This window comes from Streptomyces vulcanius (assembly GCF_042653945.1).
In the GTDB taxonomy this organism is placed as follows: Bacteria; Actinomycetota; Actinomycetes; order Streptomycetales; family Streptomycetaceae; genus Streptomyces; species Streptomyces mangrovi.
The window spans coordinates 41,313-54,101 of sequence record NZ_JBHSFK010000054.1 but is presented as its reverse complement, the minus strand read 5'-3'; the positions used below and the strand labels follow the sequence as shown (position 1 = coordinate 54,101).

Below are 12,789 nucleotides of genomic sequence, written 5' to 3'. Positions count from 1 at the left end.
ACGCATGAGCACCCTTGCCGACCCCGTCCCCGGCGGACGTCCCGGAGACGTCGAGCGGGCGTCCGCGCTGAGCGGGGAGCTGTCCGGCAGGGGCGTGCAGGGGATCGTCCTGTCGTACGTCGACACCGCGGGCGTCGGCCGGGTGAAGACGGTCCCGACGGCGGGCCTCGCGTCGGCGGCGGCCTGGGGCGTCGGGATGTCCCCGGTGTTCGACACGTTCCTGTCCGACGACGCGATCGTCACCACCGACGTCCTGGGCACCCCGGACGGCGATCTGCGCCTCTACCCCGACCTGGACCGGCTGGTGGTGCTGGCGGGCCAGCCGGGGTGGGCGTGGGCGCCGGTCGACCGGATCACCCAGGACGGCGAACGGCATCCGGGCTGCTCCCGCACCTTCCTGCGCCGGATCGTCGCCGACGCGGCCCGCGAGCACGGCCTGGCCTTCCGGGCGGGCATCGAGATCGAGTGGTCGCTCGGCCTGGACTCCGCGCCCGCCGGCGAGTTCGTCCCGGCGACGACGGGACCGGCGTACAGCGCGACCCGGCAGGTGGAGCTGAGCGCGTACACCGCCGACCTGCTGGCCGCGTGCGCGGCGCAGGGTGTGGATGTGGACCAGGTCCATCCCGAGTACGCGCCCGGCCAGTTCGAGATCTCGGTGGGCGCCCTGGACCCGGTGGCGGCGGCCGACCGCAGCGTGCTGGTCCGGCAGACGATCCGCGCGGTGGCCCTCCGGCACGGCCTGCGGGTCTCCTTCTCCCCCGCGGTCACGGCGAAGGGTGTCGGCAACGGCGGGCACGTCCACCTCTCCGCCTGGCGCGACGGCGTCAACCTGCACGCCGGGGGCGAGCGGCGGTACGGCATGACGGCCGACGCGGAGGCGTTCGCCGCCGGTGTCCTGGCCCGGCTGCCCGCGCTGACGGCGGTGACCGCGCCCAGCCCGGCGAGCCGGCTGCGGCTCAAGCCCTCCCAGTGGGCGGGGGTGTTCACCGCGTGGGGGCTGGAGACCCGCGAGTCGGCGGTGCGGCTGGTGCGGGGCACGGCCGGGGAGCGCGGCGAGCGGGCGAACCTGGAGGTGAAGCCGGTGGACCTGGCCGCCAACCCCTATCTCCTGCTCGGCTGTCTGATCGCCGCGGGCCTGGACGGCATCGCGCGGTCCGCCGTCCTCCCCGAGGAGACCACCGGCGACCCGGCTCTCCTGGCGGCCGAGGAGGCCGAGGCCCGGGGTGTGCGCCGGCTGCCGACCTCGCTCACCGGCTCCCTCGCCGCCTTCCGCGCGGACACGGTGCTGCGGGCCGCGCTCGGCCCGGTCCTCGCCGACGCGGTGACGGCCGTACGCCAGGGCGAGATCGACGCGGCGCACGGGCTGGACGACGAGCGGCTGGCCGCGGCCTACCGCTGGCGGTACTGACATGGGCGCGGTCCATGAGGCACTCGCCGCGCTGGAACTGGTGGACCACCACTGCCACGGCGTGACCACCGGCCCCCTGGACCGGCCCGGCTTCGAGGCGCTGCTCACCGAGGGCGGCAGCTGGCCGGAGTTCTCCCCCTTCGACACCCCCGCGGGGGTCGCCGTACGCCGCCACTGCGCACCCCTGCTCGACCTGGAACGGCACGCCCCGCCCGACGTCTACCTCGCCCGGCGCGCCGAACTGGGCACACGGGAGGTGAACCACCGCTTCCTGACCGCCGCCCGTACCGGCGTCCTCTGCGTCGACACCGGCTTCACCCCGCTCCCCCTCGCCACCCCCGCCGAACTCGCCGACGCCGCGGGCGCGGTCGCCCACGAGGTCGTACGCCTGGAGCCGGTCGCGGAGGCGGTGGCCGCGCGGGGCGTCGACGCGGGCGGGTACGCGGACGCGTTCCGGGCGGCGGCGCTGGACGCGGTGCGCGCGCCCGGGGTGGTCGGCGTGAAGTCGGTGGCGGCGTACCGCACGGGCTTCGACCTGGATCCGGCCCGGCCCTCGGACGCGGAGGTCACCAGGGCGGCCCGGCGGTGGCTGGGCCGGGGCGGTGGCCGGCTCGACGAACCGGTGCTGATCCGCCATCTGCTCTGGACGGCCGTGGACCTGGGCCTCCCCCTCCAGCTGCACACCGGCTTCGGCGACAGCGACATCCGGCTGCACCGGGTGGACCCCACACTTCTCACGGACTGGCTGCACCTCACAGCGGGCACGATCCCTGTGCTCCTCCTGCACTGCTGGCCCTACCAGCGGCAGGCGGCCTACCTGGCCGCCGTGTTCGAGCAGGTGTACCTGGACGTGGGGCTGACCCTGCACCACGTCGGCCCGGTGCGGGCACGCACGGTGCTTGAGGAGGCGCTGGAGATCACACCGTTCCGCAAACTGCTGTACAGCTCCGACGCGTACGGTGTCGCAGAGTTCTACGGCCTTGGCGCGCTGGCGTTCCGCCGGGGCCTGGGGGACCTTCTCCAGGACCGGGTGGACGCCGACGAACTGAGCCTGCCGGACGCGCTGCGCCTGGCACGCTGGGCCGCGGCGGACAACGCCCGCCGGGTCTACCGGCTTCCCGACGGACACTGAAAGTATGATCAAGCAATGTCAGACTTGACCGATACCACGCCAGGTTGGCTGAGCCAGGACGAACTCGAACTGGCCCGCGCCCGGATGCCGATCCTCTACGTCGAGGCCGTGCCCGTGCGCGTCGACGACAGCGGCGAAGTCACCAGCATCGGCCTGCTGCTGCGCATAGGACCGGACGGCAACGTCAGCCGGACCCTCGTCTCCGGCCGGGTCCTGCACCACGAGCGGGTCCGTGACGCCCTGCTGCGGCACCTGGAGAAGGACCTCGGCCCGGTGGCGCTGCCCCGGGTGCCGACCTCGCTCCAGCCGTTCACGGTGGCCGAGTACTTCCCGACCCAGGGCGTCACCCCGTACCACGACCCGCGCCAGCACGCCGTCTCCCTGGCCTACATCGTGCCGGTGTCCGGCGACTGCCGTCCCCGGCAGGACGCGCTGGACCTGGTGTGGTTCAGCCCCCAGGAGGCCGCCTCGCCCGCCGTCCAGAGCGAGATGCCGGGCGGCCACGGCTTCCTGCTCCGCCAGGCCCTGGCCCACGTCGGCCTGTCGGCCTCCTGACCGGAATGGATCCTCTACCGGGCCGGCGACGCCCCTGCACACTCGTGGTGTGCAGGGGCTGCTGCTGCGGAGACCCCGGCAAGCATCCCGGCTACGACCACGAAGCGCAGCTGACCCGCCTGCGGACGGCCGCCGCCGACTCCGACGGCGCCTTCCGGATCCGTACGACGGACTGTCTCGGCCCCTGCGACCAGGCCAACGTGATCGTCGTGCAGCCCTCCCCCACCGGCCGGCGGGCCGGCGCCCGCCCGACCTGGATCGGCTTCGCCACGGACGACGACTGCACGGACGAGATCCTCACCTGGGCGGCGTCCGGCGGCCCCGGCGTGACCGCACCACCGGCGACACTGGAACTTCAGTTCATCGAACCGCCGAGGGACGCACGGGTGCGCAGCCGGCGCTGAGCCGGCGGGCCGGTGGGTGCCGGTTTCGCCGCTCCCTCACTCCGTGAGCTGTTCCGTCAGGGTCGCGCGGGCCCTGGCGACGCGTGAACGGACCGTGCCGACAGGGCAGTCGCTGACCTCGGCCGCCTCCGCGTAGGGCAGGCCCAGGAGCTGGGTCAGTACGAAGGCCTCCCGCCGGTCCCCGGGCAGCGCGGCCAGCAGGTCGAGCAGGACGACACCGTCGTCGAAGCCGGGCAGCCCGCGCGGCTGGGCCAGTTCGACGGCCGGCTGCCAGTCCGGCACGTCCGCCAGGCGCGGGCGGGCGGCGGCGTACCGGTAGCTGTCCATCACCGCCCGGCGCGCGATGGACAGCAGCCAGGCCCGCGCCGAGGACCGGCCCTCGAAGCGGTGCAGGCTGCCCAGCGCCCGCAGAAACGTGTCCTGGGCCAGATCGTCCACCGCCTGCGGATCGGCGCAGAGATGGGCGACGTACCGGGTCACGTCGCGGTGCAGCGCCCGTACGAACCGCTCGACGGCGTCGGCGTCTCCGCCGCGGGCGGCGAGCGCGAGAGCGGTGGTGGTCTCGTCGGCGGCGGCGTGCGCGGAGGTCCGCCGGACCTTGGCGTGCTTGTCGGTCTTCGAACCGTGTCGGCTCTTCTGATGGTTCTCGTGCTTCTGGTGCCGGACAGGGGTCAACGTCAGAGTCCTTCTCGGGGTGGGCGGGCAGAACGGCTCCGGCTGCCGTCAGGCGGCAGCGGCCCGCGCGGGCGGACCCCGAGAAGTGATCGCGTGGGCGAGGAGGAGGGTGCGCGGCGGTTGATCCGCACCGCCGCGGATCCCGCGGACGCAGGGCGGAACGGGTGGCAGCGGCCGGTCCGACGGTCGTCGCAGCGGCGCGGCCAGCCACCCGGCGACGGCCCGCAGCAGCCGGAACACGGCCCGTTCCCCGTACGCCAGCCACAGGCCGCACAGCAGCGCGGTCAGCAGATGGGCGACGACCATGCCGCCCGACGTCTCGGAGGGGCCCATGGCGCCCATGTCGTGCCCGGCGGCGGTGCTCGGCGCGAGGGAGAACGCCGTGTGCAGGGCCGCCTGGGCGCCGAGCGCGCCGGTCGTGACCAGCGGCACCCCACGCTCACGTCCGGTCAGACACCAGCCCACGCCCGCCGCGCCGACGACTCCGCCGGCCAGTGCCCACCGGGACGGTTCGTCGCCGGCCATCATGACGTGCCCCAGGGCGGCGAGCAGCACGCACACGGCCGCGAACACAGCGGCCCGCAGCATGCGTGAGCAGCGGCCCGGGGTCATGGCGCCTCATCCTGGCAGCGGCTTCGCGGACGTCAGGGAGGGTTGGGCGAATCCACAGTCACCCTCGGCAGGTTCACAGGTGGTGGAACGCCGACGTGACAAACGCGGAAAGGGCACTCGCCGACTCCCGTCGGTGAGTGCCCTTCTCGCTGTCGGGACGACAGGATTTGAACCTGCGACCCCTTGACCCCCAGGAGTAGGGGCCAAGGGTATTTTCTGGATATATTAGATCTAATCAGGGCGCATGATGTGCGCAGAAGGATCCCTCGTGCGCCATCGCGCACACCGTGTGGTCCCCAACTGGTCCCCACCCGCGGTCATAGCTCTGCCGCACAGGTACCCCCCAGGGCGATATCTGCACTCTGGGGCATAGATGACGCGGTGGGTGCGGGTCGCGGCCAGGTCGTGAGCGCGTCCCGGCACAACCCAGGTGAGATCTACAGCACAGTGTCGGCCGGTCTGTGACGACCTGGACATTCACTCCGAGGCAGCGGTACTCGGCCGAGTAGTCGGCGCTGCTGTCACCGACCCGGAGGCACTCGGCGAGGGTCCCATCGAGCAGCGCGAAGTCCGAGTCTGGCTCGCGCAGCACTTCACCACGGCCGACACCGCGAGGCAGTTCCGTGCAGCGAACACTGGTCCCCAGAGCTGGTCCCCAAGCCAACGTTGCCGAGGTCTCCGCCGAGTTGGAGGAGGAGACGCTTGCGTCATCGCCTACAGGGCATCCATGACACACGCCCAAGGGCCGCGGGTCACGATGCCGGTTCGCCAGGGGCCGGTCACGGCGTGAGATCTCGCCACCCTCCGCCTGAGCTCGCGGATGGTGTCGCGCCACTGCCAGGAATCACTGCTGCACCACTCTGCTTCATCGGTCGACTGCCAGGGCGCCAGTTCGTCCAGGCGAGCGATCACTGTGGAGGTCTGGGCGCCGGGGATTCCGCTCCCGCCGTCAAGTCGCCATTTGATGTCGTGCAATTGGTGAGCCGCACTGTAGTAGGACAGCTGGGAGTCGCTGAGCCCGCGCATGGCGTAGCCACCACATTTGCTGCACCAGTCGAAGTCCGTGCGAGCCATGAGTTCGGCGATCGTGAGGAGGTCGTCGCCGGCCACAACCGCACGTTCGTGAGCGTGCCGGCACAGTGGCGAGTGGCCCTTGCCCTCGATCAGAGGGTTGGCGTTGGTGGTGTAGAGCTGGACTGCGGCCAAGGGCCCCAAAGGGAGGCCGCTGCCGCTTCGCCAACGATCACTACCAGGCTGCCGGAAGGGCACGAGGTCGAGGCGTTCCTCCGTGAGCAGGGTCCAGGCGCGGTGAGACACCACGATGGTGATGCGTTCGGCCTTGGTGCGGCCGAGCTCCTGGAAAACCTCCTGTTCGGCTTCGGCGTCGATGGCCGATGTCGGTTCGTCGAGGATCCAGATGGGCGCGTTGCGCAGGTAGATCCGTGCCAGCGCGAGGCGCTGCCACTGGCCGCCGGGATTCCGATCCGCCCCACTGCTCACCGAGCTGGGTTTCGAGCCCGTGGGCATGGCGCGTACGAACTCGCCGGCCCGGGCGGCGTCGGTGCCAGCCCAGATCTGCTCATCGGACACGTCGTCGTCCGGGGTGCTGAGCGCCACCGCCTGCCGGACGGTGAACTCGTACTGGCCGAACTCCTGGGTGAGGAGCCCGAACTGGCCGAGCCACGCGGCTTCGCCGAGCTCGGCTCGCTTGCGGCCGCCGACGGTGACGGCACCGCCAAACGCCGGTGACATCGACGGATGCCGAGTGCCGCACGGCCTCCGGGACACCGCCTTCATAATCCGGCACGGCGCGCTCAAGCCTGCTGTGCTCCGGCACGGCTGCCGAGACGAACACCTGACGGCCCAGAAGCTTGGACAACTGTCCATCCAGGTCAGGGGCCTCCACCGAGAGGGCTGTGCCGCCCGGCAGCAGGACCCGGACCACGCCGGAGTCGTCCATGGGGCTCCGGCAGCGCAGCAACGCACCCCACTTCCGCAGGTGCTTGGCACTACCCACCGCACCCGACTCGTCGAGGACGGCGTAGGCCCGGTTCCTTACGCGACCCGCTGATCGTGGGGAAACACCGTCGAGGTCAGGTGTTGCGCAGTATTGGCGCGATGTCGGTGCCGAGGCGGTCCAGCGACTCGCGTACCAGGTGGTCGGGGAGCCCACCCCAGTCGACCAGGGCCTGTACCCGGTCGAACGGGACTGCCTCATGCAGCAGGAGAAGTTTCTCGGTGACCTGGTCGGCGGTGCCGATCATCAGGTGCCGTCCGGGTCGAAGTCCCTCGGAGAAGGCTTGAGGCGAGACGGAGAACCCAGGACCACCCGATCGCTTGGGCCGGAGAAATTCGTGGTAGTGGCGATACGTTGAGGCTGCCTCGTCCTGCGACCTTCCGGCGAAGTAGTGCACCGCGACGCCGACTTCGAGGCGGTCGGCGTGACCGGCCTCCGCGCCGGCGGCGTGGTAGAGATCGACGAGTTGCCGCAGGTGCTCCGGTGTGCCGCCGATGTAGCCGAGGATGAGCGGGAGGCCCGCCGCTCCGGCGCGCACGACGCTGCCTGGACTGCCGCCCGCGCCGATCCATACCGGCAGCGGATCCTGCAGCGCGCGCGGCATCACGGCCGTCGGCACGACCGGTGGACGGTGCCGGCCCGTCCAGCGCGCGGGTCGCCGTCGCGAAGGCGCAGCAGCAGCTCCAGCCGCTCGGCGAACATCTCGTCGTACCGTCCGATGTCCACGCCGAACAGTGCGTTCTTGGGGGGCTTTTTCTTAAAGCGTGGGCACCGTTTGCTATGCGGCAGCGGTCAGCGTAGCTGATCGTTGTTCGAAGGCAATCGGGCTGACCTGGCCGAGCTTTGAGTGCCGCCTTCTCGTGTTGTAGCGGGTGACCCACCGGAATACCGCGAGACGCGCCTCACGGGCGCCTGGCCAGCGTTTCTTGCCTTGCAGAGTCTCCCTTTTCAAGGTCGCGTTGAACGACTCGGCAGCGGCGTTGTCCGCGCTCGTGCCGACCGCACCGCGTGAGCGGGTCACCCCGAGTTCATGGCATACGTTCGCGAACTCCTTCGATGCGTACTGGGCGCCGTTGTCACTGTGGAAAACGGCTCCCTGCAGGCTGCCGCGGGTGCGGGCGGCGGCCCGGAGCGCGTCGGTGACGAGCTCGGTGCGCATATGGCCGGCGATCGACCAGCCCGCGAGCCGTCTCGAGTGCAGGTCCAACACCGTTGCCAGGTAGAGGAACTGGCCGCCGCCGATGGGCAGGTAGGTGATGTCGCCGACGTACCTGGTGTTCGGCTCGCTCGCGGTGAAGTCGCGCTGCAGCAGGTCGGGCACCGGGGGCGCGGACGGCTCGGGAACGGTGGTGCGGACCTTCTTGCGCAGGTGCACGCCCTGGAGGCCGATCCTGCGCATGACGCGGGCGACGCGCTTGTGGTTGACGTCGATTCCGGCGTCCTTCAGTTCGGCGGTGACGCGCGGGATGCCATAGGTTGCGCCGGACTCCCTGTGGATCTCCCGAATCCGCCGCGCGAGGCGGGCGTCGGAGCGGGCCCGCGCCATGCGGGCCGGGGCGGCCTTCAGCCACCGGTAGAACCCGGACCGGGAGACCTCCAGGACCTGGCACAGCCGCTTGACGCCGAAGGCGCCGCGATGATCCTCAACGAACTGGAAACGGCTCACCAGTTGGTCTCGCCGGCGAAATACTTCGCAGCCCTCCGGAGGATCTCCCGCTCGGTCTCCAGCTCCCGGATCCTGGCCCTGAGCTGCTTGTTCTCCTTCTCCAGCATGTCGTCGGAGGGTACCTGGGCAGCTTGCGGGGGCCGTGGTGAGCCGCTTGTGCCCGCCGCCCGGCCCGTCCGGGCCCGCTCGGCCCGCACCCAGTTCCGCAGCGTCTCCCGGCTGATCCCCAGGTCCTTGCCGACGCCCTCGAACGTGTTCTTCGGGTCCGACAGGTACAGCGCGACGGCGTCCGCCCTGAACTCCGCCGAGTACACCTTCATCACCATGCGTGACATCTCTTCCTCTGAACCCTCAAGGTCCAGTCTCCAAGGTGTCCACGCTCAGGGGCAAAGGCCCCGCCGGCGGTGTGCACGGTGATCCTCGTGGACCCAGGTTGCGCAAACCGGCCCGTCAGTCGTGGATGTCGACGGACAGGACGACGCGGTCGAACCGGCCGGCAGCCAGGTCGTCCAGCCGGATCATGTAGTTGAGGTACTCGCCGTTTTCGGTCGGGGACTCGAACACATGCAGCAGCACCATCCACTCCTGCCGGGCCCGGGCCTCAAGCTCCTCCATGTCGCCGCCGGTCCGCTCATGCTCATCCCGGGCCATGGCCCACTCTGGCGGGTACTGCTGGGCGCTCGGGTAGCCGCCGACGCCGTCGAGACACTGCTTCGACTCGTTCCACATTCCCTCGATCGCGTCGTTGAGGCGTTGGCACTCCTCGTCGGGGAGCTGGCAGTAGAAGTAGTCGAGACCCAGTTCGAGCGACGGGATGGCGTACAGGTCGACCCGTTCGGCGATCTCCGGCTGGTACTCGCTCTCGGGTGGCGTGCGTTCGGCCGCCTCGACCGTGTCCGGCACGTACAGCACCGCGAACGCGTCCGGATCCCGGACGATGTTGCAGTCTTCGGCCTCGGCGTCGCTGGCGTAGAAGAACAGCACCTGCCCGGAGTCCGGCAGCGGCGCGGCGAGATGGTCGCGTGGCAGCGCCGCACAGTCCAGCGCCCCGATATAGCTCAGGGTCAAGCCGCAGCAGGAGGAATGAATCGGCCAGGCGACGTCGGCGGGCAGCCGCGGCAGGCCGCCCAGCCGGAACGCCGGCGCAGCGCCGGTGGGCTTGCTGCTGAGGCTCACCCGGCGGCGCACCATGCCCGGCAGTTCCGTTTCCAGGACACGGTCGATGTCCGGCGCGTCCCACCCGGACTCGAGCAGGAGTTGGCGGATCCGCTCCCGTAACGCCGGCAGTTCGAGGGTGCTCTCGATCATGCGGTTTCCCATTCTCGTCGGCGACATCGCAGGAAGGTAACCTAGCGGGCGCGGATGGGCCGGTCGCCGTCGCGTAAGGGTCGGCCGCTTCGGCCGTGGCGAGTGGCCGCCGCTGACGTACGAGACACGATGCGCCAGATCCGCGACGAAGCCCCGTCGCTGCCCGCCCAGCAACGACGCTGACCGACGCACACACGGTGCTGATCGCGGGGTCCGTGTTTCCCCCTCCAGCACCGGACGGGGCGTTGTCACGTTGTTGAGTGTGTGGGTGCCTGATGGCGTGTCGGGGTGTGGTGGGGCTCGGGTGCCGGCCTGTGGTCAGGCCGTGGTGAGCCGGCCGGCAGCGCCGGTGATCTGGTCCCAGATGGCGAAGCGGATGGTCATTTCGGCTCGGTGTTGGGATGCGGTCATCAGGTGGCGGTGGGGTCGGAAGTGGGGTGAGATGCCGCTGAATGCGGACAGGAACCGCTGGGCCGCGCCGACGGAGCTCGTCGGCCTGGCCGGAGCGGCGGCCGCGCAGGCCGCCTCCGGCGGCGGGCTGCGCTGGCGCGCCCTGCTGGCGCACTCGTTGCCGCCGCTGGCGGTGGCCCTGCTCACCGGCGCTTTCGGTAGGCAGCTGTCGGCGGGGGCGGCGGTGTGGCTGCTGGTCGCGGCGACCTTGTGGGGGCTGCGCGGCTACCTGGGACGCCTCACCCGCGACGAGACGGGCCCCCGGGCCGTCTCGTCCTGACCGCCTGGGCCTGCTGAGGGCGGCGGGCGGCGGTCAGGGCGTGGCTGCGGCGCCGGGGGCGGCGGTGTGCTGGTCGAGGCCGCCGAGGATGAGGGCGAGGCCCGCCTCGAACGCCGCTTCGTGATCGAGCGCGGGAAAGTCGTCGGGCAGGTCCCCGGGGTCCGGGGTGTCGGCGTCGGCCTGTTCCTCCAGCACGCAGCCGATGATGAAGCGGCTGGAGGCCAGCATCGCCATCTGCGCCTGCTGCTCGGGCACGCCGGAGGTGACGAGGAAGGCCATCTTGTGGCGGAGGCGGTCCAGGGCGCCGGTCGGGGTGCTGCCCGCATGCAGGAGGGCGCCGTCGCGGCGCATCAGCAGGGTGCGGCGGAAGCTGCGGGAGTTGTCCAGGAACCAGGTGCGCCAGTCGTCCCCGTGCTGAGGCAGGGGCGCGGTGGCGTGCGGAGCCATGGCCGCCTCCGCCATCGCGGCCAGCAGGTCCTTCTTGGTCTTGAAGTGGTAGTAGAGCGACGGCTGCTCCACGCCCAGGCGCTTGGCCAGCCGCCGGGTGCTGACGGTTTCCAGACCTACGTCGTCCAGCAGGTCCAGCGCCTCGGTGACGACGGTCTGACGGTTCATCTTGGTCACGTTGACAATCTATCACCGATAGAAGAACCTGGAGAGGAAAAACCAATCACCGATAGATTTTGGAGTGGGCCATGGCGGGCATCAACGTGAAGCGGTCGCTGCGGATCCTGGTGGCAGGCGGCGGTGTCGCCGGGCAGGCGCTGGCCTTCTGGCTTTCGCGCGGCGGCCATGAGGTGACGGTCGTCGAGCGGTTCCCGGCGCTGCGGGCCTCGGGGGCGCAGGTGGACCTGCGCGGACAGGGCATCGACGCGGTGGAGCGGATGGGGCTGCTTCAGGAGGTGCGCAGTCAGCTGGTGGACGAGGCCGGGGTGGCGTTCGTCGACTCCCGGGGCAGGCCGAAGGCGACGATCATGGCGAACACCTCCGGCAAGGGCCGTCAGACGCTGACCTCGGAGTACGAGATCATGCGCGGTGACCTGGTGCGCATCCTGCACGAGGCGACGAAGGACGGCGCCGGCGCCGAGTACGTCTTCGGCAAGAGCGTCAACGGCTTCGACCAGCATGCCGACATGGTCACCGCGCACTTCTCGGACGGGACCTCGGGCGAGTACGACCTGCTGATCGGCGCCGACGGGCAGGGCTCGCGCACCCGCCGGGCGCTGCTGCCCGAGGGCTGCGACCCCTACTGGCGGGTGGGCATCCACATGGCGTACTGGTTCGTGCCGCGCATCGCCTCCGACACCAACATCCGCGACACCTACATGGTCCCGGGCGGCCGGCAGGTCATGCGGCGCAGCCACAACGCGACCGAGACGCAGGCGTACTTCGTGATGCGCGAGGACTCCCCGGAAGCCTCCGCGATCCACCGCGCGCCCGTCGAGGAGCAGCAGAGGTTCTGGGCCGAGCGGTTCAGTGACGCGGGCTGGCAGACCGAGCGGTTCGTCAAGGGCATGAAGGACAGCCCGTTCTTCTACTCCCAGGAGGTCGCCCAGGTGCGCATCGACAGCTGGTCCAAGGACCGGGTGGTTCTGGCCGGGGACGCCGCGCACTGCGCCTCCCCCTACAGCGGCATGGGGATCTCCGGCGGCCTGGTCGGCGCCTACGTCCTGGCCGGGGAGATCAACCGCAACCCGGGCGACCTGCCGACCGCGCTGGCGAACTACGACAGCGTGCTGCGGCCCTTCGTCAACAAGATCCAGGGGGAGGTGAATCCGCGCCTTCTGCGCCTGGCCATGCCGATGACCCAGCGTGCGATCGACGCCTTCCAGGCCGCCACCGCACTGGCCTGCGTCCTGCACGTCCCCGACCTCGCCGCGCGCTTTTCCAAGGAGGACCGCGGCGGCAGTTGGCAGCTCCCCGAGAACCCGGCGCCGACCAGCACCGCCTGAAAGCGGCCGGACATCAGGACCGATGGGCGTCGCGAGTAGCACGGCAAGAACAAAGGCGCTGGCCCGCAGAGCGATCAGCGCCTTGTCGACTCTTGACGCTCACTTCTGCCCGCAGTTGTCATCATCTTCGTCCGTGTGCGGTTCGCGTAGCCTTCGCAGCCCCCGGCGCGGCAGGTCGGGTGAAGGCGTGGCGGCCGAGGAAGTTGATGTGGTCGTACTGGACCGGGGAGAGACGGGCGAGGAGTTCGTCGGTGACGGGGAAGCCGTCGGCGGCGAGCTGTTTGACGGCGGCGTCGATGTAGAGGTTGTTGAAGAGCGCTACGGAGTTCA

General features: G+C 70.8%; 15 protein-coding genes and 2 pseudogenes. 6 read left to right on the top strand and 11 right to left on the bottom strand.

The genetic code is table 11. The features are described from left to right. Positions 1-4 precede the first annotated feature (4 nt). The 4 genes from ACFPIH_RS49360 to ACFPIH_RS49345 are packed head-to-tail and all read left to right on the top strand — an operon-like array spanning position 5 to position 3,499. Positions 5-1,408, top strand: a complete 1,404-nt coding sequence (locus tag ACFPIH_RS49360; protein WP_381181839.1) for a type I glutamate--ammonia ligase — start codon at positions 5-7, stop codon at positions 1,406-1,408. A 1-nt stretch (position 1,409) separates the two neighbouring features. Beyond that, on the top strand, positions 1,410-2,540 hold the full coding sequence (locus ACFPIH_RS49355) for an amidohydrolase family protein (protein WP_381181841.1): 1,131 nt from the start codon (positions 1,410-1,412) through the stop codon (positions 2,538-2,540). Between the two features lie 15 nt (positions 2,541-2,555). After that, positions 2,556-3,095 carry an NUDIX hydrolase family protein gene (locus ACFPIH_RS49350; protein ID WP_381181843.1) on the top strand — a complete coding sequence of 180 codons (540 nt, stop codon included), beginning with the start codon at positions 2,556-2,558 and terminating at the stop codon, positions 3,093-3,095. A 5-nt stretch (positions 3,096-3,100) separates the two neighbouring features. Continuing rightward, complete coding sequence (locus ACFPIH_RS49345) at positions 3,101-3,499, top strand: (2Fe-2S) ferredoxin domain-containing protein (protein WP_381181845.1); 399 nt, start codon at positions 3,101-3,103, stop codon at positions 3,497-3,499. A gap of 36 nt (positions 3,500-3,535) precedes the next feature. Here ACFPIH_RS49345 and ACFPIH_RS49340 read toward each other — a convergent pair whose 3' ends face one another. The 9 genes and pseudogenes from ACFPIH_RS49340 to ACFPIH_RS49300 all read right to left on the bottom strand — a co-directional run. Next, a complete protein-coding gene (locus tag ACFPIH_RS49340) occupies positions 3,536-4,174 on the bottom strand; it encodes a sigma-70 family RNA polymerase sigma factor (RefSeq protein ID WP_381181847.1) in 639 nt (212 codons plus the stop codon). Positions 4,175-4,222: 48 nt separating this feature from the next. After that, on the bottom strand, positions 4,223-4,786 hold the full coding sequence (locus ACFPIH_RS49335) for a hypothetical protein (RefSeq protein ID WP_381181849.1): 564 nt from the start codon (positions 4,784-4,786) through the stop codon (positions 4,223-4,225). Positions 4,787-5,158: 372 nt separating this feature from the next. Further along, positions 5,159-5,399, bottom strand: a pseudogene (locus tag ACFPIH_RS49330) (IS5/IS1182 family transposase); the annotation flags it as partial. Between the two features lie 101 nt (positions 5,400-5,500). Then, a complete protein-coding gene (locus ACFPIH_RS49325; protein WP_381181851.1) occupies positions 5,501-6,583 on the bottom strand; it encodes an ATP-binding cassette domain-containing protein in 1,083 nt (360 codons plus the stop codon). Between the two features lie 296 nt (positions 6,584-6,879). Next, positions 6,880-7,422: an LLM class flavin-dependent oxidoreductase gene (locus tag ACFPIH_RS49320; protein WP_381181853.1), complete on the bottom strand. Its 543-nt coding sequence runs from the start codon at positions 7,420-7,422 to the stop codon at positions 6,880-6,882. Next, the gene (locus ACFPIH_RS49315; RefSeq protein WP_381181855.1) at positions 7,407-7,529 is read right to left on the bottom strand and encodes a hypothetical protein; all 123 of its coding nucleotides are present in this window, start codon (positions 7,527-7,529) and stop codon (positions 7,407-7,409) included. The genes ACFPIH_RS49320 and ACFPIH_RS49315 overlap by 16 nt, the downstream gene beginning before the upstream one ends. Positions 7,530-7,581: 52 nt before the next feature. After that, positions 7,582-8,795, bottom strand: a protein-coding gene (locus ACFPIH_RS49310) for an IS3 family transposase (protein WP_381181857.1) whose coding sequence is annotated in 2 segments (ribosomal slippage) — positions 7,582-8,480 and positions 8,480-8,795 — 1,215 coding nt in all. Because the reading frame shifts where the segments join, the coding sequence is not laid out codon by codon here. A gap of 124 nt (positions 8,796-8,919) precedes the next feature. Further along, positions 8,920-9,777 (bottom strand): DUF1963 domain-containing protein, encoded by an 858-nt coding sequence (locus ACFPIH_RS49305; protein ID WP_381181858.1) that lies wholly within the window; start codon positions 9,775-9,777, stop codon positions 8,920-8,922. A 318-nt stretch (positions 9,778-10,095) separates the two neighbouring features. After that, positions 10,096-10,263: pseudogene (locus tag ACFPIH_RS49300) on the bottom strand (IS6 family transposase); the annotation flags it as partial. On the opposite strand from ACFPIH_RS49300, the gene ACFPIH_RS49295 reads away from it, so the two are divergent. Beyond that, positions 10,220-10,507, top strand: coding sequence for a hypothetical protein (locus ACFPIH_RS49295; protein WP_381182058.1), 288 nt, complete (start codon positions 10,220-10,222; stop codon positions 10,505-10,507). The pseudogene ACFPIH_RS49300 and the gene ACFPIH_RS49295 overlap by 44 nt on opposite strands. 33 nt (positions 10,508-10,540) lie before the next feature. On the opposite strand, the gene ACFPIH_RS49290 is transcribed toward ACFPIH_RS49295, so the two are convergent. Beyond that, positions 10,541-11,122, bottom strand: coding sequence for a TetR/AcrR family transcriptional regulator C-terminal domain-containing protein (locus tag ACFPIH_RS49290; protein WP_381182042.1), 582 nt, complete (start codon positions 11,120-11,122; stop codon positions 10,541-10,543). An 80-nt stretch (positions 11,123-11,202) separates the two neighbouring features. On the opposite strand from ACFPIH_RS49290, the gene ACFPIH_RS49285 reads away from it, so the two are divergent. Further along, a complete protein-coding gene (locus ACFPIH_RS49285; RefSeq protein ID WP_381181860.1) occupies positions 11,203-12,459 on the top strand; it encodes an FAD-dependent monooxygenase in 1,257 nt (418 codons plus the stop codon). Between the two features lie 121 nt (positions 12,460-12,580). Here ACFPIH_RS49285 and ACFPIH_RS49280 read toward each other — a convergent pair whose 3' ends face one another. Continuing rightward, a complete protein-coding gene (locus tag ACFPIH_RS49280) occupies positions 12,581-12,757 on the bottom strand; it encodes a Tn3 family transposase (RefSeq protein WP_385879059.1) in 177 nt (58 codons plus the stop codon). Positions 12,758-12,789: the final 32 nt, after the last annotated feature.

Coding starts and splice junctions, on each gene's coding strand:
- ACFPIH_RS49350 (WP_381181843.1), top strand. CDS start 2,556: ATGTCAGACTTGACCGATACCACGCCAGGTTGGCTGAGCCAGGACGAA.
- ACFPIH_RS49345 (WP_381181845.1), top strand. CDS start 3,101: ATGGATCCTCTACCGGGCCGGCGACGCCCCTGCACACTCGTGGTGTGC.
- ACFPIH_RS49335 (WP_381181849.1), bottom strand. CDS start 4,786: ATGACCCCGGGCCGCTGCTCACGCATGCTGCGGGCCGCTGTGTTCGCG.
- ACFPIH_RS49295 (WP_381182058.1), top strand. CDS start 10,220: ATGCCGCTGAATGCGGACAGGAACCGCTGGGCCGCGCCGACGGAGCTC.
- ACFPIH_RS49305 (WP_381181858.1), bottom strand. CDS start 9,777: ATGATCGAGAGCACCCTCGAACTGCCGGCGTTACGGGAGCGGATCCGC.
- ACFPIH_RS49325 (WP_381181851.1), bottom strand. CDS start 6,583: ATGAAGGCGGTGTCCCGGAGGCCGTGCGGCACTCGGCATCCGTCGATG.
- ACFPIH_RS49290 (WP_381182042.1), bottom strand. CDS start 11,122: ATGAACCGTCAGACCGTCGTCACCGAGGCGCTGGACCTGCTGGACGAC.
- ACFPIH_RS49360 (WP_381181839.1), top strand. CDS start 5: ATGAGCACCCTTGCCGACCCCGTCCCCGGCGGACGTCCCGGAGACGTC.
- ACFPIH_RS49355 (WP_381181841.1), top strand. CDS start 1,410: ATGGGCGCGGTCCATGAGGCACTCGCCGCGCTGGAACTGGTGGACCAC.
- ACFPIH_RS49285 (WP_381181860.1), top strand. CDS start 11,203: ATGGCGGGCATCAACGTGAAGCGGTCGCTGCGGATCCTGGTGGCAGGC.